Origin of the sequence: Pseudoalteromonas sp. S4492 (assembly GCF_005886115.1) — a bacterium.
GTDB classification, from domain to species: Bacteria; Pseudomonadota; Gammaproteobacteria; order Enterobacterales; family Alteromonadaceae; genus Pseudoalteromonas; species Pseudoalteromonas gelatinilytica.
On sequence record NZ_PNCP01000004.1, the window covers coordinates 224,076 to 246,841 of the forward strand.

Sequence of the window (22,766 nt, forward strand, 5' to 3'; positions counted from 1 at the left end):
TTACTAAGATCTAGTGTATTTCATTATCTTGGAGAACTAAAGAAATTTATAAATTTAGTTTAACTGTTTGAATGTATTGGGTTATTCTAAGTTTATAAAAGTTGGCAAGCATATTGATACTAGATATACCAACTGATTAAGTTAAAACACCAAAGAGGTAAATGTTATGGGAATTTTTTCACGTTTTGCAGACATCGTTAATTCTAATATCAATGCCATCTTAGATAAAGCAGAAGACCCAGAAAAAATGGTTCGCCTGATCATCCAAGAGATGGAAGATACATTAGTAGAAGTTCGCTCTACATCAGCTAAAACACTTGCTGAGAAAAAAGAGCTAGTACGTCGCGTTGACACTTTAAAAGTTCAAGTTGCAGACTGGCAAGAAAAAGCTGAATTAGCACTCAGTAAAGACCGTGATGATTTAGCACGTGCAGCACTGATTGAAAAGCAAAAGTCAGCAGATGCAGTCGCCGCTGTTGAATCTGAGCTGGAGCATGTAGAGTCTCACATCGAGAAATTACAGCAAGAAGTAAGCACGTTACAAGAGAAGCTTGCTGATGCAAAAGCGCGTCAAAAAGCAATCATCTTACGCCAACGCTCTGCAGAGTCGCGTCTTGAAGTTAAAAAAGCACTCGACAGCTCTAAAGTTGAAGACGCTTTAAACCGCTTCGAACGTTACGAAAGTAAGATCGATGGTCTAGAATCACAAATAGAGTCTTATGATCTTGGTAAAAAATCATTAGCTGACGAAATTGCTGGTCTTCAGCAAGACGAAAAGATTGATGATGAGCTAGCTGAGCTTAAGAAAAAACTAGCAGATAAAAAATAATAAATGGGGGCGAGTCCCCCAATGCTTAAACACATAACGGATTGACAGGAGAGTACCATGTTCGACGCAGAAGTTTTGATGGCACCGATTATTGTTTTTATGGTGGTTGTTGCCCCACTTTGGCTAATTTTACATTACCGTAGTAAAAAACAAGTGAGCCAAGGTTTAAGTGAACACGAGCACCGCCAATTATTAGAGCTTGCACAAAAAGCGGATAAAATGGCAGAGCGTGTTGAAACATTAGAAGCCTTACTTGACCAAGAGGCTCCGCAGTGGAGACGTAAAGTATGAGTACCAAACGCGAATTATTTAGAGACGCAGAACGCGGTAAAATAGCTGGCGTGTGCGCAGGTATCAGCGATTACTTTAACATGGAGCTTTGGCTGGTACGCATTTTAGTGGTGACAGCAGTACTATTATCAGGCGGCCCGTTTATTGTTGTTGCTTACATTGCTGCTTGGTTTATTTTAGACAAAAAACCGACTGAAAAAGCAGATAAAAGCGCAGACAGCATTCACCAAGACCCGCTTGAAGTAAAATTTAAAGTATGGCAAAAAGGGGAACCACCTCGCCGTGCATTGCAAGATTTAAAAGATCGTCTTGCTCGAGTTGATGGTCGTTTACAAGAGATGGAACGCTATGTCACATCAACAGAATTTACGGTTAGCCGTGAAATCAACAAACTTTAAAGGACATATACGCACCTTGTTTGCATCGTGATACCCAGCGCAAATAAGGTGCTAGACACTTTATGAGCCAATCATTCGCAAAGAACACCTTTAATTCGTTAAAAAATAAAGCGGAAAAAGCCCTTCATCGTAGTTTAGACCAACACGTGAAGTTAGCCGTCACAGGCTTAAGTGGCAGCGGCAAAACCGCTTTTATTACCGCCTTGGTTAAACACTTAACCAGCCAAGCTGACGATAAAAACTTACCTTTTTTTGATGTGATGCGCGAAAAGCGTCATATCGCTACAAAAATAGTGCCGCAGCAAGCACTGACAATTCCGACATTTGAATATACCAATGCATTAGCAGCGTTGTTACCTGTTGATGGTGAGCCAGCATGGCCTGCATCCACTGAGCGTATTAATACCTTACGTTTGGCAATTAAATACCAAAGTAATTCTGGGCTGCGTGGTCATTTTGCACCGCAATCAACACTCTATTTAGACATTATTGATTACCCTGGTGAATGGTTACTTGATTTGCCAATGCTAGAGCAATCATTTGCTGATTGGTGTGAATTACAATATTCACTCTTGCAGCAAACAGCACGCAACGAAAAGGCTAAGCCATTTTTAACCGCCCTTGCTGAACTTGATTTATCCGCAAATGTTGATGAGAGCAAACTTGCTGATGTTGCTACGCTTTATCAGCAGTTATTGGTCGGTCTTAAAAAAGACACCAAGCTTGCCATGTTACAACCAGGTCGCATGCTGATGCCTGGTGAGCTTAAAGGAGCGCCGCTACTGCAGTTTTTCCCAGTTGCGCATGTGCCTGATGACATAACCGAAGGGTCGAATTTAGCGCATCTTAAAAAGCGCTATAAAGCCTATGTAAAAGAGGTTGTAAAACCTTTTTACGAGCAGCATTTTCGTCATTTTGACCGACAAATTGTGCTAGTGGATGTGCTCAGTGCCTTGAATGAAGGCAGCGAAACGCTGCATGAGCAAAGCCGTGTTATAAACCAATTGCTGGCGCACTTTAATTATGGTGAAGCAAGCTTCTTTAAACGTTTGTTTAAACCAAACATCGACAAGCTACTGTTTGCGGCCAATAAGTCAGATCATATTAGTGCGCAATATCATAAAGATTTAGCGCTATTGCTTGATTCAATCGTGCATGACCAAACGAATCATTTAAAGTTCGAAGGTGTGCAAATCGAAACCATGGCAATGTCATCTATCTGCGCTACAGAGCCGCGCCAAGTGGCTGAGAAAGGCCAGCAGTTAGCTTGTATTTATGGCAAGCCTTTAGGCGAGCAAGAATGGCTGACGTATTTACCGCCGCAGCCACCGTCACGCCTGCTCAACAAACAAGAGTGGCCAAAACAGGGCTTTGAGTTCTTATCGTTTTCGCCACTGCCATGCCCTGATAAACGGTTAAAGCATATTCGTTTAGATCATGTCATGCAGTACCTGATAGGAGATAAACTAACATGATTGAGCAACCAAAGGAGATGAACTTTCAGGCAGGTCGCCGTATTTCAAGCTCTGCAAGCAACGAAGCTCCAACGAAGGAGTTAACTGTTGCTAAAGTGATAGAAAACGCCGAATTTATCGACACTGAAGAAGATCAGCAAGATAGCATTGAGCTTGAGCCTGTGTATAAAAAGTCTAAATGGCAAACCCTAAAAGGGGTGTTTGTTGTTAGCTTTTTAATTTTAGTGCTACTTGAGTTTGCGATGTCATTGTTTGTGACGTTTCAGCAATCAATTATTTTAGGTTCGGTGTATTTAACGGCTGTTCTCAGTGGTGTGCTATTGATTGCCCGTGTTATTTGGCGCGAGTACCGCATGCTAAGAAGTTTAAAGCGTAATCAATTGCATCGCACAGAGGCCGACCGCTTACTTAATAGCGAGCAAGTAGGTGAAGCATTACCATGGCTAGAAAAGCTTAATAAACATCAGGAGCTTACTGGATTTGAAGAGTTTAAGCAGCAAATAGCAAGTCACCATACCGATAAAGAAATCATGACCTTATATGCCGATAGCTTATTGGTCAGCCAAGATCAGCAAGCAAAAAAACTGATTAACCGTTTTGCCACTGAGTCTGGCTTATTGGTTGCGCTAAGCCCTCTGGCTTTAGTTGATATGATGGCGGTGCTATGGCGTGGCACTAAGCTCATTGAGCAAATTGGCCGTATTTACGGTATTGGTTTTGGTTATGCAAGCCGTATTAAATTGTACCGCTTATTAGTGAAACAAGTATTGTTTGTTGGTAGTGCAGAGTTAGTTTCAGATTTAGCAGCAACGGCACTAAGCGCTGAATTACTGGGGAAATTGTCGGGCCGTGCAGCGCAAGGGCTAAGTGCAGGTATTTTTACCGCGCGTATAGGGTATAAAGCGATGGAGCTTAGTCGCCCGTTACCTCGCTTAGAGCATAAGCGCAGCTTGCTAAAAGAAACCGCCAATAGTATTGCCCGTAAAATTGCCTCACGTACGAGCGACAAAGAGACCGAAAATACAAAATGACAACTTTTGTGTACAGTTAATAAAAACAGCTGAGTGATATTTAGCCATCTGAGCATCCGGCATGCTTGTGCATCGTGGGTATCTACGTTTTATTTATGAGTATGAAGTACTGATAATAAAAACGAGAACACACAATGACTAAGCATCACTTACATACACAATGTATTCATGGTCCAGAAAAACCAAATGACCCACATGGCGCACTGAGTGCGCCGCTTTACCAAACCTCTACCTTCGCATTTGCTAATGCAGCCCAAGGTGCAGCCCGATTTGCTGGCGAAGAGCAAGGCTTTATTTATACCCGTTTAGGTAATCCGACAACGCAAGAGCTAGAACAAAAAGTGGCTCAGTTAGAAAACTGTGAAGCAGCGGCTGCCACAGCGACCGGTATGGGTGCGGTGTCTGCGTCTGTGCTTAGCTTTTTACAACAAGGTGATCACCTAGTCGCATCAAGCGCGTTGTACGGTTGTACCTTTGCATTTTTTGCTCACATGTTGCCGCGCTTTGGTATCGAAGTTACTTTTGTTGATATGACCAATGAGGCTGAACTTCGCGGTGCGGTAAAAGCCAATTCAAAAATGATTTTTGCAGAAACGCCAATTAATCCGACCATGGCGGTGCTTGATTTAAGTTTAATTGCCGATGTTGCCAAACAGCATCAGCTGATAAGCGTTATCGACAATACCTTCTTAACGCCTCTGCTCCAGCAACCTACCTCGTTTGGTATTGATATTGTGGTACACAGCGCAACTAAATACCTAAATGGCCATGGTGATGTGGTGGCAGGGCTTGTATGCGGCACAGAGGAGCATATCAACCTAATCAAAATGACGGTGCTAAAAGATATTGGTGCAACGATTAGTCCTCATGATGCATGGTTAATTAATCGCGGTTTAAAAACCCTTGCTGTACGCATGGAGCGCCACTGTGCAAGTGCACAAGTAGTTGCTGAATATTTAGAGCAACACCCGCTAGTAAGCCAAGTTTATTACCCTGGGCTTAAATCACATCCGGGTCATCAATTTATTGGCTCACAGATGAAAGCCGCTGGTGGTGTTATTGCCTTTGAAATAAAAGGCAGCCTTGAAGATGGCGAAACATTTATAAATAACACCCAGCTTTGCACGCTTGCTGTCAGTTTAGGGGATGCTGAAACCCTCATTCAACATCCTGCATCGATGACACATTCGCCTTATACACCCGAAGAAAGAGCAGCTGCAGGGATCAGTGATGGCTTAATTCGATTATCAGTTGGTCTTGAGGATGTTAACGACATTATTAACGATCTTAAAACGGCATTTACATTCATTGGTTAGGTTGTAATTTTAAGTTTACGGTCGTGCTTAATTTTATCCCTTTAAAAATGTGGCGTGTAAACTTTTCGATCTTTTAGTGTAATTTTAACTTTACGTTAAGGCTGTTTCTGCAAACCTTAGAAACAGCCTTAACTATTAAAATTTCGCTTACTTTTACATAGTATCGGCTTAACAAGTTAATGAGATTCTGATCAATGCTGATCAAGATTTAACGAAGAAGGTTATTATGGCTAAAGCAAGTAATTACACCTCCAAGCAACCTGATGAAAATGGGGTTATCCATTGGAGCGAAGAAGAAAATAAAATATGGTCTGAGCTCGTTGCTCGCCAACTCGCTTGCATAGAAGGTAAAGCCTGTGATGAATATTTAGCAGGTCTTAAGAAAATTAATTTACCAACAGATCGTATTCCACAACTTAGTGAACTCAACGAAGTGTTACTCGAAACAACGGGCTGGCAAGTTGCGCCTGTTCCGGCACTGATCGATTTTGATGAGTTCTTTCGATTATTAGCAAACAAGCAGTTCCCAGTAGCGACTTTTATTCGCAGCCGTGAAGAGTTTGACTACTTACAAGAGCCAGATATCTTCCACGAGATTTTTGGTCATTGTGCGATGCTTACCAACCCAGCATTTGCTGAGTTTACACACAAATATGGTCAGTTAGGTTATGCCGCTGAAAAGAAAGATCGTGTTTATTTAGCACGCCTTTACTGGTTTACCGTTGAGTTTGGTTTAATGCAAACCGAACAAGGTCTGCGTATTTATGGTGGTGGTATTTTATCAAGCCCAGGCGAAACACAGTATGTGTACTCAGATAAGCCAGAAATCAATGCGATGAACGTGCTTGATGTATTACGTACACCTTATCGTATTGATATTATGCAGCCTATGTACTACACCATTAACTCAATCAATGACTTATTTGATATTTCACAAATGGATATCATGTCGCTGGTGAGTAAAGCAAAAGAATTAGGGCTACATGAGCCAAAGTTTCCTCCTAAAGAAAAATTAGCAAGTTAAGGATTTATAATGTCTTCATTAAGCACACAAAAGTGTGAAGCGTGTCGTGCTGATGCGCCTAAAGTATCTGATGCTGAATTAGCAGAATTGATCAAAATGATCCCAGATTGGGTTCCTGAAGTGCGCGACGGCATTATGCAATTAGAGCGTGTTTACAAGTTTAAAAACTTCAAGCAAGCACTTGAGTTCACTAATAAAGTGGGCGATATGGCTGAAGAAGAAGGTCACCACCCAGGTCTGTTAACCGAGTGGGGCAAAGTAACCGTTACTTGGTGGAGCCACTCTATCAAAGGGTTACACAAAAATGATTTTATCTGTGCTGCTAAAACAGACGATGTATTCGCTGCACTGTAAATTTTAAGTTCTGCCCAGAACGATAAAAGGCGTAACCTCAGGTTGCGCCTTTTTGCTTTTTTAGAGTCCAAGAATTAACATTGAACTCTTATCTTTGCGAGAACACTAGAAAAGTAAATAATGAAAAACAAAGCGCTTATTTTGCCATTCCTACTCATTTTACTGCCCCTAATTGATAGCTTGTTTATCCCGCAAACATTTGGTATTCAATGGCATAGCCCTAAGCTGATGTATCAAGTAGGCGTGGCGCTGATGATTATAAAGCTCACTATGGTTGCCATTGGGCTTTGGTTATTATTAAAAGCAAAGCGCCTTTATATGGAAGCCAGTAAATCGACCCGTATTCTTAAATTTTCAGTCTTTTTACTCGGCGGCTTACAAGTGGTGATAATAACAGCAATATGCTTTTGGTATTTAGTAGCGGGTACGCAAGCGAAACACTTTATGCTGCAAGACAACATTGCTGTATTTACCGCTGATTATGGCGTATTTGCACCGGTACATCATGAGTTCTCATTTATATGCTTTGATGCCAATGGTTTTTACCACATGCAACCAATTGCCCAGCTACCTTGGCTCGGAACTTTTACGTTTACTAGCCAAGATTCGCGTTTGATCATTCAACATAAAAACCAAAGTGGCGCGAATACTCAAGAAATTTCATTAAAGGGGTTTGGCTGTTTGCAGTGAGAGGTGGTGGCTTTGTGAAAGGAGGCTGCGATTATAAGTGGTTTTCTGAATACATGCACTGCAGAAGCCATTATCAGCTATTTTAAAATCATAATTGTGACATAACACATGGAGACAAATTGAACAGTTTAAGGATAGTAAAATACACTTTAGCCATGCTGGCTTTGAATACCGTATTAAGTACTTTTATCACTCTAATAATTGGTAGTGATAATTTAGCTTCACTCTCATTCGGCAAATATTTTACATATCAGTTATTACCATCTTATTTATTGAACGCGGCTATTTATACCATTATGGCTAAGCGCAATGTTGTAAAAGCTTGGAATTATGGCCTAAGTGTATATTTACTGAGCTTTATAGTGGGAAGTCCACAATTCTAAGTTGTCGTATAGGAAATTGATTAATGCTTAAAGAAAAAAATTTTTTTAGACGCCCAGTTAAACATGCATTATGGGCCACGTTACTTATTATGATATTTGTAACTATCAGACTCGCTATAGGAGAAAGGGTCGGTACAAATTTTGAAATAGCCATAAGGTATATTTTTGCTTGGCCTTTTGTTTATGCTTGCGTTTACATCTTACTAATTGTTTACCTGTACTTTAACCCAGATGCAGATAAACCAAGGAACAAAGATTAAAGTTATGTCCCTGCCTCCAAGTAACCAATAGGGTCAGTTCTAACCAATAGGTGAAAATGAAGGGCCATGTCTTACTTTTGCCCTTGGTAAGCCTTAACTGGCAACTTATTAGTGAAATGAATGGCTCAGGTTCAATTGTCGCTACGCATAAGTATGGCCCATTTGGAGTGCCGATTAATACCAGCTCATCACGTTTCCGTTATACTGGGCAAATCTTAATCCCAGGTACTAAGCTTTATTACTACAAAGCACGGGTTTACAATCCGAAGCTCGGCCGTTTTATGCAGACCGACCCCATCGGCTACGAAGACGGCATGAACTGGTACGCCTATGTGGGGAATGATCCGATAAATGCGACGGATCCAACGGGGAAATCCACTGTAAATATAGAAATTCAAAGAACTTCGGAAACAAAAGTTAGCACCGCTGGCACAATTAAAGTATCAAGTGATGGCTCAAAACAAACGTTTTCTGGTCGTACATTAGAGCCTCCCAAAAGTCCTAATAACGACCCAAAAACAGGTAATGGAACTGTACGAATGAAGCAGGGGTCTTATGATGCCTTTGTTCGTGGACCGTCAAAAACAGGCAATTATAATAAACCACAACTTAAGGGCAATATTCTTGGCGAGGATGGGAAAGACCATAGTGCGATACAGATTCATGCCGGGAATAAAGCAACTAATTCCGAAGGGTGCATTTTAGTTGGAACAAGCGCAAAAACTGATTGGGTATCTAGTAGCCGGACTGCACTAAATGGTGTAATGGGGGTTATAAATGATACGATCGCAAATGATGCAAAAACAGGGGTTCCAACAACTATAACCGTCACTATTAAAGATATAAAACCATGAAGGAGTCAGTAATGAGATTGTTAATGGTTTTCTCATTAATTCTAATGTCTCTGAATGCACATTCAGCATGCAGTAGCTTGAACGATTCAAAGGACAGCTTCGTTAATATGTGGGAGATAAGAACATTATCAGGACAAGAAAGCTGGATTAAGTGTGCTTCTGAATCTTGGTATTATTTTGAAAATAAGGCAAAGGTACAAGATTCTGAATTTAGGTATAAAATGTCGTCATATTTGATGTCTGCACTTCACTTCAATCCTGATAATTTCTTCGTTGTTATGGAGAATGAGGGGTACCTGTTTGATAAGTGGTTGCGGTATATACCAAATAGGATGTTTACTTGGTATAACGATGGAGAGTGTGGATATAACCCTGAAATTATTCAGTTGAAGAAATTAATTGAAGGTGTTGATCTGGAGACCAAAAAGCTAAAAAGTTATAAAGATTTTGCTAGTACGTTACAAAGTGTTAGCTGCTTTGTCGTGGACTGATTTTTGAAGTAGTTGAATTGGTTCAATAGCTTTAAAGTTCAAGCCTCGCTCATGCGGGGCTTTTCTTTGCATGAAAAGTTCAGTTTCACCAGCACCGCCAACTACAGCTGTATTTTTGCGTTTGACTACAGGCATTTTTGCGTGGTCCATTCCGAGAAGACATGAGGTCGAAACTGGAATGAAGGGGTCAGGTCTTGCTTTTTGCCCTTGGTAAGTCTGAAGTGGCAACTTATTAGTGAAAACGAATAGCTCAGGTTCAATTGTCGCTACGCATAAGTATGGCCCATTTGTAGAGCCGATTAATACCAGCTCATCACGTTTCCGTTATACTGGGCAAATCTTAATCCCAGGTACTAAGCTTTATCACTACAAAGCACGGGTTTACCACCCTGAATTAGGGCGTTTTATGCAGACTGTTCCCATTGGATATAAAGATGGGATGAATATGTATGCGTATGTAGGTAATGATCCATTAAATAAAAATGACCCGACGGGTAAATTTGCTAACTTTGCTATTAAGTTTATAGCAGATGTCGCACTTGGAGCCGCATTAAACTATGCAGAAACAGGGGAGTTGAATTTAGGAAGCGCAGTTACTGACGCAGCTGTAGGGATTGTAAACCCGGCTAAAACATTACAAAAAGCAAAGCGTTTAGCTAAAGTTATTAAGGCAAACTCAAAGGGTGATTCGAAAGCTGATATTATACCTGAAGGTTGTAGCTTCACGCCTGATACTTTGATTTCAACTATTGATGGTTTCAAGGCAATTATTGAAGTCAAAAAAGGTGATATTGTCCTGTCCAAAAATGATGAAACTGGTGAAATTTCATGGAGAGAAGTAACTGATACCTTTAAAGACTGGCATGAAGAAACTATTACTTTTAGTGTTGTTGACGAAAACGGTGTTGAAGAAACGATTACCACAACAGCGGAACATCCGTTTTATGTGGACGGTCAAGGTTGGCTAGCTGCGGGAGAAATAGCTGCTGGAACTGTTGTTTCTGGGCCAAAGTCTGAAAATGATATTAGTATTGTTGGTATTCATATCAATAGCGATCCCCAGTATGCATACAACTTCAGTGTAGATACAGACCATACATACTTTGTCGGCAAAACGAATATGTGGGTGCATAATGCTTGCGATTTTTCTAAAGTTCCTAAAGCTCCAACAGGAAAAGGTTCAGTGCCACCGGGAGAGCGAGATCCAAAGAGAGCATTTAGTCGAAGCGAAACCGATGAAATGCTTCAAGATCAGGGTGGTAAATGTTTAGGGTGTGGAGAGCCAAAAACTTTGAGTGAAGTTGATGGTCACCATTTAAAAAGGCATGCTGATGGTGGCAGAACAGTTAAAGAAGAAGGTGCAGCGCTTTGTAAGGAATGCCATAAAGAAGTACATGCATCAAATAAGAAATAATTATGAATAGATTAAACACTCTTGATGATATAAAACGAATAATCAATGCGAATGGATTTTTTGTTTACACTATCAGTGGAGGAAGTTCACCTCGCTTCCTTTATACTATCGGCTTGTATGAAAAAGTTAGGTTCGAACTTCTATTTGCAGGAGGAGCTTATTTTTCTGCGGAAGAAGCTAGAGAGGTAATAACTGTTGCTTCTGAATGCTTGGAAGCAAACCCTACTGCCTCTTCTTTTACAATGGAGAATATAAGTGGGCAGTTTAAATTGCAAAAAGCTGAGTTATCTTGGTCTAAAAAGCTTCCTTTAGGAGCTTTAGATTACTACGGCATTAATGAGGTTGATCTGATACAGGTTATTCCACCTGAACATTTTACAACTATTGACGTTCCCAACTGTGCTTTGTCTATAGATAACTGCCATAACCGGGTATGGAAATGGTTTAACTTTGGCTATCCAAATCATTTACCCAAAAATTGTTCAGCAGTGACAAATTTAGATGCCCTTAAAGGAGCCGCTGTTACTGAGGTCATGAGGTGGGAAGTTGATCAATGGGAGCTATTTTCAGGGGCAGGCCCAGATGTGAAAAAAGAGGATGTAAGAGTGGTTCCGCTGAGTACACTTGTATTGTATGACCCCACATTAGATCCGGTAATGAAACTTAAAGAAGGAAAAGGGCTTTGGCGCAACGAGGATATGATGTGGAACAACTGGAATTAATTTAAATAGTAATCAATTCAATCTTTTGAATCCAAAGCCTCGCTACTCGGGGCTAGGATTCAACTATCGAGATCAAATAAACTTTGCTCTCAATCCAAAGCCAGCGGAAGCTGGTTTTGTTTTTTGGGGTCAATGAAAATAGTTGTTTGATGCCCAATTCAATTGGGTGATCTGTTCTGGTGAAAAGCCGTGGTGAAGGAGTTGGAAATCTCTCATCTGCACTTCGGCTTTTTTTTCCTTCGCCAATAACCTGATAAAGGCTACCGCTAGAGAGAGCCGGTAGGGTCAAGTCTTGCATTTTGCACGATCTTTTCGGTACAGCCTCGCAGGCGTAAAACCTCGTGTCATAATGTTGATGATAAATTTTTTTGTAAATTAACCATTTGTTAAACGAATATGTTGAAATCCAACCCATAAAACGAGTCAAAAACGTCGAAATCAAAACCATAAACACCCCCAAAAACGTCGAAAACCAAACCATAACTACCATATCAACATACTCATCTTTTACATTTATTAACGTCAAGCTGAAGCTATACTTATGAATTGGGCTTCATCAAAAAGAACTTAGAATCCAAGAACAGAAAGAAATGAATGCTGCTGGCGGAGTTGATAATCTCGACAATAAGATAAACTCTGTAAAAGAAGCAGATTGGGAAAAGTATGGTATCCCACCGCTGAATAAAAAATGAGGATTTAAAGTTTGAAAAACGTAGATGAGTTAGTAGTCAATCTGACTCACTTGATGAACCATAAGGACAAAGTTCCAGAGGAAGGTTTCATCGAGTTAATGGGCAAGATACTTGGAAACAACCCATCATTGGGGTGGGAACTTGGTCCTTCCCCGGAGAAAGGTGAGATCGATGTACTGTCGATATCGACTGGTGATGATGATGAATTTTATGAAATTCGTGATATGGACATTTTTCCAATAGATGGCAGCGGGTGGCAGATCGTTTTAGGGGTACCTCCTCGGAACTGGGAAATGTTTTTCTTTATTTCATCTGAATCTAATGAAGAGATTGAAGTTGATGCAAATAATTGGTTGTATTCTGCGACATGGACAGATAATTGTGTCGATATTGAAATGTCAGGCCCAAGACAAGATTTAATCGACAAAGGCATTATAGATGACGCTTTGAGGGTCGTGCTGGTCGGTGAGATTGGCGAATTGAACTTGCGATCATTTGTTCGAAGTTTTAAATTTTTTGACGGTCATATAGATGAAAGATTTAAATCGATAAAGAGCTTGAGAAAAGACTTTTCCAGTCATTTTGATAGTTGTTTTTACAGAACTTTTTTGGTTTCGTAAATTGAGATTACGTTCCATATTAATTGATTCAACTTTCTTGAATCCAAAACCTCGCTAGTTGGAGCTAGGATTCAACCAAACTAGCAATACTTGCTCTCAACCCAAAGCCAGCGGAAGCTGGTTTTGTTTTTTGAGGTCAATGAAAATAGTCACTTGGTGCCAAATTTAATTGGATGATTGCTCAGGGCTGAATCCGTGGCGAAGGAGATGGAAATCTCTCATCTGTACTTCGGCTTTTTTTCCTTCGCCAATAACTTGATAAAGGCTACCGCTAGGAATAAAGGGGGTAGGTCTTGCTTTTTGCCCTTGGTAAGTCTTACTTTATCACTACAAAGCACGGGTTTACCACCCTGAATTAGGTCGTTTTATGCAGACTGTTTCCATTGGATATAAAGATGGGATGAATATGTATGCGTATGTAGGTAATGATCCGGCTAATATGGTTGATCCTAACGGTCAAACTGGGCAGCGTATTTCGTTTTCCTATAAAGTAGGTCCGCTAACGCGAAAGGAGGCCGAGAGAATAAATACAAATGCTGGGCATGTTAACAATCTTACGGCTACCGCAGCCGGAGTCATTGCAGCTCGCATTCATCCATACTTAGCGCCTACTGGACTGGCTGTCGACTCCTATCTTACTGAAGTTGAGTTTGCTCTTTCTGAGGGTGATACAATTGAAGTAATAACAGAACTCGAAATTACGTCAACTTTTGATAACGATTCTGGCTACAAAGAGGTGGGGAACTCATATAAAGTTATCAACTCAGGTGGTGAAACTATTTATCAATCTATTCACGGCGATATAAACAATCAGGAGAGAAATGAATCGCCCGACCAAACTACAGACCGAGTGCCATTTAAGGATAAGGTCAGTTGTACTGGGACGAGGATAAAAAGAGAAAGTTGTTAAATTAAAAATGGTGCTTTAGAGGAATTAAGTTTATGATCCGAGAATACTTTAAAAAAATATATAAAATATATTCTAGTAAATATATTTATATAAGTGTATTTATATCAACGTTGATAGTTCTATACTTGTTTGATGAAAATCATATTCTTGTTAAATTAGTTATATTTATTGGGTTAATCTTATTGTTTAATTTTACCTTTATTAGGTTTGAGAAAAAGAAAAGTGATAAAGGGTCAACTAAATAGGTCGCCTCTTATAATTCAATTCCATTAAATCTAAAGTGTTGTTTACCAAATTATTTATCATAAAATTTGGCAGGGTTATGACGGTTTTTCCCACGCTTTTATCGAACGATTTTTAGCCAGGCCAAATTTCCACTATACGTTATCTCATACCCGGTCATAACATTTACCAAAAAAATAAAGGGGTCTTGTCTTGCTTTTTGCTTCCTAGAAAGTCAAAAGCAAGCGCAACTCTTAATAATCATTACTACCCTTTATCATAACTGCCAGCTCTTAAAATATTTAATAGCTGGCAGTCATCTCAAGCCTAATAGTTATTGCTTTACCTGAACTTCGACTTCTTGCCCGGTTTGTAGTTGCTCGGCGCCGCGTACTGCCACTTTATCGCCCGCATTTAAGGCGATGTTTGAAGTCGGGGTGACTTCAACAAGTTTATCTTTACCATTACCGACTTTTACGGGAATTTGCAGGGCTTTGTTGTCGTTGTCGATTTTGACGATATGGGTGCCTTTTTTGCGTAAGATCAGCGCATCGCGATTCACCAGTAGTACATCCCCTTTGCTTTTTAGTGGCACGGCTACATCAACCAGTTGGCCAATTGCCCATGTTTGCTCGGCATCATTTGCTAGTAAGGCACGTACTTCTACGGTTTGTGAACGCGGATCGGTTGATGGGATCACCGCTGTTACAGTGGCTGTTGTCATATCTGGGGCTGATAAGTCGCCGGCTTGAATTGGTAACTCTATGCCTTTGTGCAAAAACTTTAAGTATTTAACAGGCACGTACAAACGCACTTCTAAGTTATTAATATCGAGCAGGGTGACCAGTTCATCTGCGCGATTTATTTCGCGACCAGCGCGTTTAAAACGCTCGCTGATCACGCCGTCAAATGGGGCGCGAACCGTTGCACGCGAAAGCTGATCGTCTATTACTTTTAATTCAACCTTAGCCAGTGCGATATCAGATAACGCAAGGTCATGCTTATTTTGCATATCATCGACTTGGCTTGCTGCAGCACTACTGGCTTTGGCGAGTTTTTGTAAACGAGCCAGCTCTTGTTGATATAAACGTAAGTTTATTTTGGCGCGGTTGAGCATTTCTTGCTGGCGTGCTTTTTCAAGTTCAAGCGGGAAGGTGTCCATACGAACTAGGGTGTCGCCACTTTTAACCAGAGTACCTGGCTCAACAACATATAATAAACGCCCGCTTACGCCTGCTGTTAGGGTTACATCATCTTTGCCATACAAAGTGCCGCTTACTTCAATTTCGCTTGTCAGTGGAGCTTGTGTGACGGTTTCTACCGTAACAGGTACGACTGCAAAGGCGTTAAATGCGATAAGACTGAATAGCGCACAAAAGCGAGCGGTTAATTTACGAAAAGGTGTGTTCATTGTTTTAATACTCATTGATTCGATACCAAGCTTAAAGGCGTTTTTTCTGGTTGCTGTTTGTTATTTGCTGGCGGCAGTTGTCTGCCAAGTTGCAATAAACTTGGCATTAATATCAGGGTGAATAGGGCACTAATGGCCATGCCGCCGACAATCACAGTGGCAAGGCCACGGTAAATTTCTGATCCTACCCCCGGCATTAGCATCAGTGGCAGCATGCCAAATAAGCTGGTTAAGGTACTTAAGTAAACGGGTCTTGCACGCAGTAGTACAGCTTGACGAACGGCGTCTTCTCGACTGAGCCCTGCGGCCATTGCGACACGGGTTTGGTCAACCAATAAAATGGCATTATTTACCACCAGACCCAGCAAGATAATAAAGCCAATCATGGTCAGTAAGTCGAGCGATTGGAAGGTAAATAAGTTAAGTACGAATAGGGCCAGTACACCGCCTGCAATTGCCAATGGCATGACCAGTAAAACTAACGCGCTGTCTTTGGCTGACTTAAACAATGCGGTCATTAGCAAGAATAAAATAAACAGAGCCAAAATAAAGTTGATTGTCATTTCTTGCATGGCCGAATTCATCTTTTGTGCGTTACCCGCCAAAATCGCGCCAGAACTGTCGGGTAAGCTTGCACGTACTTTTGGCATAACTTGCTCAGAGAGAATGGTTTGCGCTTGTTGCAAGCTCATGTCTGCTGGTGGCGTGACAACAATACTCACGGTACGGCGGCCATTAACACGCCTAAGCTGGGTTGGTCCTACGGTGCGTTCAATATTGGCAAGCTCGCCTAAAGTTTGAATACCTGATTGTGGGGTCACAATGGGCAGTGCTTTAAGCTCTTCTGGAGTTTGCCACGGTATGCCTCGCAAAATCACGTTCATGCGTTCGTTGCCATCAAAGTATTCATTAACAAATAACCCACCTGTGTAGGCTTGCACTGCTTGAGATACATCACGACGAGTTAGCCCTGCTTGGGTTATACGGCGGTCATTGGGTGTGAGCCTAAGTTCTGGCTCTGCCATATCGAGTCGTGGTTGTGGCCTTGCAGTGGCATTCGGCATTGCTTCGGTGACAGCTTGCAGCGCCACATTAGCACCGGCGATTAGCTCGTCCATATTCGGACCCGTTAAATCGATATTGATATTACGACCATCACCGCCATTAGCAACTTGGATCATCGACCCTCTAAAGAAGAATACTTGGGTGTCGGGTAAATCGATGAAGATTTCTTCTCGGGCTACCTTCATTAATTCTTCAACACGTTGCGGATCGGCAGAATAAATAAAGCCGCCAGCATTCGAACCAAAAGCATAAAAGTTAAAATCTTTTATCCCCGGCTCTTTTTCACCTGTGTAATAAGGCATTAAGCGCTTTTTAATACGCATCAGCAGCTCTTCTTCCATAAACTGCACATTGCCGCCTGGCGGGGTATTCAAGTTAAAGAAAAAGCCATCGGTTGGTGCGCGCGGCATAAAATCAGTTTTCGGAAGCATGGTCATGGTCGCGACGACTGAGCCACCTAATAACGACACTATCCATAGTATTTGTTTAACGCGGGTATTGGTTAGCGCCATGATGAAGTTAGTCAGCTTCTGCCAATATTCACGATAAGGATCCGCTTTGAGCTCTTTGTCTGGCCAAAAATGGTTAGCCAACGGAATAAGTGTAATTGCGCAAATCATAGAGGCAATTACAGCAATAGATAAGGTGAGCGCCAAGTCAGAGAATAACTGCCCCTCAATACCTGCCATAAATAAAATTGGCAAGAAGATAGCAACGCTGGTGGTGGTTGAGGCAAATAAAGCGCCAGTTACTTGGGCTGCGCCTTTTAGCGCGGCTTTTTTACTATCAAAGCCTTCGCTTCTGAGCCTTGCGATGTTTTCTTGCACTATGATGGCGGCATCAAGTACTAAGCCAACAGCAAAGGCAAGGCCCGCCAGTGAAATAACATTTAAGCTGCGGTCAAAAATATTCAACGTTAAAAACGCGACTAACAAAGAGACAGGAATTGTCGCTGCAATGACAAACGTGGCCTTTAAGCCCCTAAAGAACAGCCACAAGATTAAACACGACAGCAAAACACCTAGGCCTAAGTTACTTTTAACTAACGACAAGGCATTACGAATATGCACTGAGGCATCAAAACTTAATTCAATCGCTAAGCCATTCTCAGCCAGCGGCCCTTCGTTTAGCTCTTTAATGGCAAGGTTAATTTCGTCGAGTAGGGCAACGGTGTTGGCTTCGTTAGCGCGCGAAATACGAATGTAATATGCGGGTTTACCATTTCGACCACTCATCCCTAAACGGTCAGAGAAAGTGCGCTCTACACTTGCTATATCGCCAAGGTAAATGGGTCTATCGCCTGAATAACCAACGCGCATTTGTGCCATGCTCGATAAATCATATTGCCCAGTAAAGCGCACGGTATATTGACGACGGCCAACATTGGCAAGGCCACCAGAGGTATCGCGTGAGCTGGCTAATACGTTACTAATTTGGTCAAGGCTGACGCCAAGTGCAGCGGCTTTGTGAGGGTCAAAGGTAATGCGTAATTCTTTTGGTCGCTCACTGGCTAAATCAACACGGGCAACACCAGGGATACGTGCCAAACGGGGTTCAACAAATTCATCGATTTGTTTTTGGAACTGCGCCATGTCTAAATCAAGGCTGTCGCTATTAAAATCTTTTGGGGTGACCAGTAACGTTGCTGCGGCTTCACCATTATTACCGCCAGCAAACACTACAGGATCAAATGCATCTAACGGCAGGGGCGGCGCTTGGTTAAGGCTTGTTAACACATCAAGCATGGCCTGTTGCATGTTTTGTCCAACAGCAAAAGTCAACGTGATAGAGCCATTGCCACGGTTAATGTAAGTATTAACCTCTAGCGCACCCGGGGTGTTTTTTACTGCGTTCTCAAGCGGCTCAATGATCACCGATTCAATCTCTTCAGGTGCAGCTTGACGCCAGCCAGAGAAAATAGTGATCTGCGGTTGCTCAATATCTGGTGTGAGCTGAATTGGCAGCTTAAAAATACTCAACATGCCAAACAACATAATCAACACCAAGATGACAATAACACTCGCAGGGTTTTTCAGCGAACTACGTGTCAGGTTCATTGTGTGTGTTCCAAAATCAATTTGTCTGCATTGTAGTGCGATGTAAAAAAAGTGCCAGTGAGGTAAACGAAATGTATGTCAGAAGTAACGCTGAATAGCCGTAATTAAGCGATAAAATGTGTATTTGAAATAAGATGTAACAATTTAGCGGAGGAGCTTTAAGTTTTAAGCCTTAGTTATAGAGTCTGAAACTAGTGAGTCGTATCTTTTCGGCGAAGGGAAGCAACATTTTGCTCAAACACTCGCTTTACTTCTGCACTGTAGTGATTGTGGTCGTTAATGGTGATAAACGGATTCGTGAAACTAACATCACAGAAAGCTGTATAACACTGGATTTTAACTGCAACTCGATCGGGTGTTGCAAGGCCATCTAAGGTCGTTTGCAATGCTTCAAAAACATAATCTTTATTAACGTGCGATGTTAAAGCAACTTCAAGCTTTTTGACCTCAGTGCGATGTGAATTCGTCTCGGTGACAAAAAAATCGTATAGGTAGCTACGTGATGCAAACAGTATGATTGCCACAAGATAGAATAGTCCTGTGTAATAAAATAATTCCGTGTGGGTAAAACTCCGAAAAGACTTGAACATTTTCACTATTATTTTTTGTTTGTTTTTTATACTAAAACATATTTGTGAGTATATCTCAACAAACTAGCTAAAAATCATTGCATTACGAAGAATAAAAAAGCGCGAAACTAGTTAGCATCGCGCTTCTTGAATTTTTAAACTTATAGCTTATAGCTTATAGCTTATAGCTTATAGCTTATAGCTTATAGCTTATAGCTCAGCATAGTTATTCATCAATCGAGCGAAGTAGGGCATTAATACCTACTTTTTCGCGAGTTTGTTGATCAACTTTTTTCACGATGATGGCAGCGTATAGGCTGTGCGAACCATCTTTTGACGGTAGAGAACCAGGAACAACAACCGCACCTGCTGGCACTCGACCGTAATGAGTTTCGCCAGTTTCACGATCATAGATACGTGTGCTTTGGCTGATGTAAACACCCATTGAAATAACCGCACCTTCTTCGACCACAACGCCCTCAACAATTTCAGAGCGTGCGCCGATAAAACAGTTATCTTCGATAATAGTTGGGTTTGCTTGCAGTGGCTCAAGTACACCACCAATGCCCACACCGCCCGACAAGTGAACGTTTTTACCTATTTGTGCACACGAGCCAACCGTTGCCCATGTATCAACCATCGTACCTTCATCAACGTAGGCGCCAATGTTGACATAAGATGGCATTAGCACCACGTTTTTACCTACGAAGCTGCCTTTACGTGCCACAGCATTTGGCACAACACGCATCCCGCCTTGTTGGAATTGCTCTGGTGTATAGTCGCTAAACTTAAGGGGTACTTTGTCGTAAAACTGATTAACACCATCGCTCATTGGTTGGTTATCACGAATACGGAAAGACAGTAGCACCGCTTTTTTCAACCATTGATGTACAACCCACTCACCACTGATTTTTTCAGCAACACGCGCAGCACCGCTATCAAGTAATTCAAGCGCGTCGATAATTGCTTGTTTAACTTCACTTGATACTGTGCTTGGGCTGATGCTATCGCGGTTGTCCCAGGCGTTTTCGATCATGGTTTTTAAATCTGACATAAGATCCTCTTATTCGGTTTCTGCGTTGAGTTTTTTACGCAATGCTTGATGAATTTTAGCCTGTTCTTCGTCTGTTAATGCTTGGTATTCGTTATTTGATACCACGAAGAAATCTTCTGCACGCTCACCAACAGTGGTGATCCGCGCGGCATGAATATGTAATAAGTGTGCTTGAAATACTTCCGCAATTTTCGTTAATAGACCCGGAATATCCACCGCTTGAATTTCAATTAAGCTGCGATCTTTACGCGCATGCGGTCTAAGCACAATTTTTGGTTTGATATTAAAATCTTTGAAGCGCTGTGAGCGGTTCTTTTTGATGCGAATTTTCTTTTTCGGATCGCTAATCGCCTGTTCTAAAGCGCGTTTAATACCTTGCGCTCGGTTACTTGCAATTGGGTCACCATTAACCTCTAAAATAACAAAGCTAAACAGCACGTAGCCATCTTTAGTGGTTAACACTTGTGCATGTTGAATTTGCGCTTTTTTCGAACCAATAACGCTCACAAGACGGGAGAATAAACTTCCCGAGTAAGGGCTGTAGGCAAACACTTGCGTACCACCGTGCATTGCGGTGTCAGACACGGTCACACTTGGTAGGCTTAAATCTTCACAATTTAATAAGTGTTCTGTGTGCCACGAAATTTGTTGTTCGCTAAAAGCGGTAAAGTAATTGGCTTTAAAGCGGCTCCAAATTAAGTCGATCTGATCTTCGTTACAGCCGTGATTCAATAACCGTTGTTTAGCTTGCTGCTTTTTATCTCGAATTTGGTCACGTTGGTCCATTGGATTTTCAAGCCCTAAGCGCAGTGCTCGCTGGGTATGTAAATACAGCTCACGGAGTAGGGTGTTTTTCCAATCGTTCCACAGATTATCGTTGGTCGCGCGAATATCGGCCAACGTTAAGCAGTATAAGTAATCGAGCTGACGCTCATTTTTTACTTTGCTTGCAAAGTCTTTAATCACATCAGGGTCATTAATATCTTTACGCTGCGCCGTGACCGACATAAGTAAGTGATTAGCTACTAACCAAGAGATGAGCTTACCGTCTGATGATGGGAAGCGGTGCAATTTAGCAAACGCAATCGCATCAACTGAACCTAGCTCTGAGTGATCGCCGCCGCGCCCTTTGGCGATATCATGAAATATACCGGCTAAATAAAGTAACTCAGGTTTATCCATGCGGGTGACGATTTCACTACAAAGTGGAAACTCGCTCACTTTTGACTTATCAAAATACTTATAAATATTGTTAATAAGCTTATGGGTGTGCTCATCCACGGTATAGGCATGAAATAAATCAAACTGCATTTGCCCGAAGATGTTTCGCCACTGTGGTAAGTAGGCGGCAATAATGCCGTGCTTGTGCATTAGCGTAAATGCACGGCCCATACCGTTAGGGTGTTTTATTAAGCGTAAAAATGCTTCGCGACAGGCGGCGTAATCTTGTAAATCACCCAGTAAACGACGACGCACTTGGCGCATTGTACGTATGGTACTTGGGTAAATATGGGTGATCTCAGGGTTATCAGCAATATGCTCGAACAACACAAATAGCTGATCCCGACGAAAGAACACCGACGGATTTTTTACACGAATTTGATGGCCAATGCGCTCAAAGTTACGATCAAGTTCAATGACAGGTAGCTCACCGGCACCCGGTAAAATGCTTTGCTCGAAATATGACAGCAGCATTTGGTTAAGCTCACGTACGCGACTCATGATCCTGAATAAGCGTTTCATCATGCGCTCAACCGAAGCTTTACCATCACTACCAAAGCCGAGAATTTCTGCAGCGTGAGGTTGGTGATCGAACAGCAAACGGTTTTCAGAGCGCCCCGCAGCTAGGTGCAGTGCAAAACGAATATTCCAGAGGTTTTCTAAACACTCTAGTAGTTCTTGATATTCTTCATGGGTGAGGTAGCCGTGATTGATCAGCTCTTGTAATGTTTCGGCTCTAAAGTGCTTTTTAGCAACCCAAATAATGGTTTGTAAATCTCGCAGGCCACCTGGGTTCTCTTTGATATTTGGCTCAAGGTTATAAGCCGTACCATGGCATTTTCTATGGCGTAGATTTTGTTCTTGTACTTTCGCCAAAAAGAATTCGTCTGAGCGCCAAATTGGCGAATCAATTAAATGATTTTTTAATTTTTCGAATTCGATGTGATTACCGAAAATTAATCGACTCTCAAGTAAACTGGTAGCAAATGTCACATCTTCGCGTTTTTGTTCTAATGCTTGTTCTATGGTGCGAACGCTGTGACCAATTTCTAAATTAAGATCCCAAAGCATGGTGACGAACTGGCCAATTTTCTCACACACAGCTTCGCTTGGCTGTTCACTCACCAGTAGCATAAAGTCGATATCGGAGTAGGGATGCAGTTCACCACGACCATAGCCGCCCACAGCAATTAGGGCTAAGTCACTTTCGTGAGAAAGGTCGTAATCGTGAAACAATTTAATTAATAGGCGGTCGATAAACTCAGCGCGGGCATTAATTAAGTTGCTAACGGGTTGTTTTGAGAATTCGTTCTGTAGCCATTTATAAAAATAACTAGAACAGTCGCGATAATCGCTAAGTTGCTCAGCTTGGCTGAGCAACTTTTTTACTTTATTGGGTAATGCCACAGGGGC

At 41.7% G+C, this 22,766-nt stretch carries 19 protein-coding genes and 1 pseudogene; 15 read left to right on the plus strand and 5 right to left on the minus strand.

From position 1 onward, the window contains the following. Window positions 1-166 precede the first annotated feature (166 nt). The 15 genes and pseudogenes from pspA to CWC28_RS01800 form a co-directional block, all read left to right on the plus strand. Complete coding sequence (pspA, locus tag CWC28_RS01730) at window positions 167-829, plus strand: phage shock protein PspA (RefSeq protein ID WP_063706823.1); 663 nt, start codon at window positions 167-169, stop codon at window positions 827-829. Between the two features lie 57 nt (window positions 830-886). Next, entirely contained in the window at window positions 887-1,120 is a 234-nt protein-coding gene (pspB, locus tag CWC28_RS01735; protein ID WP_036969793.1) for an envelope stress response membrane protein PspB, read from the plus strand. Further along, window positions 1,117-1,518 (plus strand): envelope stress response membrane protein PspC, encoded by a 402-nt coding sequence (gene pspC / locus CWC28_RS01740; RefSeq protein WP_063706824.1) that lies wholly within the window; start codon window positions 1,117-1,119, stop codon window positions 1,516-1,518. Before pspB ends, pspC begins: the two co-directional genes overlap by 4 nt. Window positions 1,519-1,580: 62 nt before the next feature. After that, window positions 1,581-2,993: a YcjX family GTP-binding protein gene (locus CWC28_RS01745; RefSeq protein WP_138624624.1), complete on the plus strand. Its 1,413-nt coding sequence runs from the start codon at window positions 1,581-1,583 to the stop codon at window positions 2,991-2,993. After that, window positions 2,990-4,024 carry a TIGR01620 family protein gene (locus CWC28_RS01750; protein ID WP_138624625.1) on the plus strand — a complete coding sequence of 345 codons (1,035 nt, stop codon included), beginning with the start codon at window positions 2,990-2,992 and terminating at the stop codon, window positions 4,022-4,024. Before CWC28_RS01745 ends, CWC28_RS01750 begins: the two co-directional genes overlap by 4 nt. A 134-nt stretch (window positions 4,025-4,158) precedes the next feature. Beyond that, complete coding sequence (gene megL / locus CWC28_RS01755) at window positions 4,159-5,340, plus strand: methionine gamma-lyase (protein ID WP_138624626.1); 1,182 nt, start codon at window positions 4,159-4,161, stop codon at window positions 5,338-5,340. 226 nt (window positions 5,341-5,566) lie between these two features. Beyond that, on the plus strand, window positions 5,567-6,364 hold the full coding sequence (gene phhA / locus CWC28_RS01760) for a phenylalanine 4-monooxygenase (protein ID WP_138624627.1): 798 nt from the start codon (window positions 5,567-5,569) through the stop codon (window positions 6,362-6,364). A 9-nt stretch (window positions 6,365-6,373) separates the two neighbouring features. Then, a complete protein-coding gene (locus CWC28_RS01765) occupies window positions 6,374-6,718 on the plus strand; it encodes a 4a-hydroxytetrahydrobiopterin dehydratase (protein WP_036969771.1) in 345 nt (114 codons plus the stop codon). 120 nt (window positions 6,719-6,838) lie between these two features. After that, a complete protein-coding gene (locus tag CWC28_RS01770; protein WP_063706828.1) occupies window positions 6,839-7,408 on the plus strand; it encodes a hypothetical protein in 570 nt (189 codons plus the stop codon). 699 nt (window positions 7,409-8,107) lie between these two features. Further along, window positions 8,108-8,905 (plus strand): RHS repeat-associated core domain-containing protein, encoded by a 798-nt coding sequence (locus CWC28_RS01775; RefSeq protein WP_063706830.1) that lies wholly within the window; start codon window positions 8,108-8,110, stop codon window positions 8,903-8,905. 11 nt (window positions 8,906-8,916) lie between these two features. Continuing rightward, window positions 8,917-9,396, plus strand: coding sequence for a hypothetical protein (locus CWC28_RS01780; RefSeq protein WP_063706831.1), 480 nt, complete (start codon window positions 8,917-8,919; stop codon window positions 9,394-9,396). A gap of 235 nt (window positions 9,397-9,631) precedes the next feature. Then, entirely contained in the window at window positions 9,632-10,810 is a 1,179-nt protein-coding gene (locus CWC28_RS01785; RefSeq protein ID WP_138624628.1) for a polymorphic toxin-type HINT domain-containing protein, read from the plus strand. A gap of 2 nt (window positions 10,811-10,812) precedes the next feature. Further along, window positions 10,813-11,532, plus strand: coding sequence for a hypothetical protein (locus tag CWC28_RS01790; protein WP_138624629.1), 720 nt, complete (start codon window positions 10,813-10,815; stop codon window positions 11,530-11,532). A 703-nt stretch (window positions 11,533-12,235) separates the two neighbouring features. Further along, window positions 12,236-12,844 carry a hypothetical protein gene (locus CWC28_RS01795; protein WP_063706835.1) on the plus strand — a complete coding sequence of 203 codons (609 nt, stop codon included), beginning with the start codon at window positions 12,236-12,238 and terminating at the stop codon, window positions 12,842-12,844. 331 nt (window positions 12,845-13,175) lie between these two features. After that, window positions 13,176-13,754, plus strand: a pseudogene (locus tag CWC28_RS01800) (RHS repeat-associated core domain-containing protein); the annotation flags it as partial. Between the two features lie 556 nt (window positions 13,755-14,310). Here the strand turns inward: CWC28_RS01800 and CWC28_RS01805 are convergent. The 5 genes from CWC28_RS01805 to glnD form a co-directional block, all read right to left on the minus strand. Next, complete coding sequence (locus CWC28_RS01805) at window positions 14,311-15,402, minus strand: efflux RND transporter periplasmic adaptor subunit (protein ID WP_483431657.1); 1,092 nt, start codon at window positions 15,400-15,402, stop codon at window positions 14,311-14,313. Next, the gene (locus CWC28_RS01810; RefSeq protein ID WP_138624630.1) at window positions 15,399-18,509 is read right to left on the minus strand and encodes an efflux RND transporter permease subunit; all 3,111 of its coding nucleotides are present in this window, start codon (window positions 18,507-18,509) and stop codon (window positions 15,399-15,401) included. Before CWC28_RS01810 ends, CWC28_RS01805 begins: the two co-directional genes overlap by 4 nt. Window positions 18,510-18,700: 191 nt before the next feature. Continuing rightward, window positions 18,701-19,033, minus strand: a complete 333-nt coding sequence (locus CWC28_RS01815) for a hypothetical protein (protein WP_138624631.1) — start codon at window positions 19,031-19,033, stop codon at window positions 18,701-18,703. Window positions 19,034-19,304: 271 nt separating this feature from the next. After that, the gene (gene dapD / locus CWC28_RS01820; RefSeq protein ID WP_063706839.1) at window positions 19,305-20,132 is read right to left on the minus strand and encodes a 2,3,4,5-tetrahydropyridine-2,6-dicarboxylate N-succinyltransferase; all 828 of its coding nucleotides are present in this window, start codon (window positions 20,130-20,132) and stop codon (window positions 19,305-19,307) included. 9 nt (window positions 20,133-20,141) lie between these two features. Next, complete coding sequence (glnD, locus tag CWC28_RS01825; protein ID WP_063706841.1) at window positions 20,142-22,760, minus strand: [protein-PII] uridylyltransferase; 2,619 nt, start codon at window positions 22,758-22,760, stop codon at window positions 20,142-20,144. Window positions 22,761-22,766 lie beyond the last annotated feature (6 nt).

Bases quoted from the DNA above. Each gene is read 5' to 3' on its own strand.
- CWC28_RS01765 (WP_036969771.1), top strand. From the start codon at position 6,374: ATGTCTTCATTAAGCACACAAAAGTGTGAAGCGTGTCGTGCTGATGCG.
- CWC28_RS01805 (WP_483431657.1), bottom strand. From the start codon at position 15,402: ATGAGTATTAAAACAATGAACACACCTTTTCGTAAATTAACCGCTCGC.
- pspA (WP_063706823.1), top strand. From the start codon at position 167: ATGGGAATTTTTTCACGTTTTGCAGACATCGTTAATTCTAATATCAAT.
- pspB (WP_036969793.1), top strand. From the start codon at position 887: ATGTTCGACGCAGAAGTTTTGATGGCACCGATTATTGTTTTTATGGTG.
- CWC28_RS01775 (WP_063706830.1), top strand. From the start codon at position 8,108: ATGAAGGGCCATGTCTTACTTTTGCCCTTGGTAAGCCTTAACTGGCAA.
- CWC28_RS01790 (WP_138624629.1), top strand. From the start codon at position 10,813: ATGAATAGATTAAACACTCTTGATGATATAAAACGAATAATCAATGCG.
- CWC28_RS01745 (WP_138624624.1), top strand. From the start codon at position 1,581: ATGAGCCAATCATTCGCAAAGAACACCTTTAATTCGTTAAAAAATAAA.
- CWC28_RS01780 (WP_063706831.1), top strand. From the start codon at position 8,917: ATGAGATTGTTAATGGTTTTCTCATTAATTCTAATGTCTCTGAATGCA.
- CWC28_RS01810 (WP_138624630.1), bottom strand. From the start codon at position 18,509: ATGAACCTGACACGTAGTTCGCTGAAAAACCCTGCGAGTGTTATTGTC.
- pspC (WP_063706824.1), top strand. From the start codon at position 1,117: ATGAGTACCAAACGCGAATTATTTAGAGACGCAGAACGCGGTAAAATA.
- CWC28_RS01770 (WP_063706828.1), top strand. From the start codon at position 6,839: ATGAAAAACAAAGCGCTTATTTTGCCATTCCTACTCATTTTACTGCCC.
- phhA (WP_138624627.1), top strand. From the start codon at position 5,567: ATGGCTAAAGCAAGTAATTACACCTCCAAGCAACCTGATGAAAATGGG.
- dapD (WP_063706839.1), bottom strand. From the start codon at position 20,132: ATGTCAGATTTAAAAACCATGATCGAAAACGCCTGGGACAACCGCGAT.
- megL (WP_138624626.1), top strand. From the start codon at position 4,159: ATGACTAAGCATCACTTACATACACAATGTATTCATGGTCCAGAAAAA.
- CWC28_RS01750 (WP_138624625.1), top strand. From the start codon at position 2,990: ATGATTGAGCAACCAAAGGAGATGAACTTTCAGGCAGGTCGCCGTATT.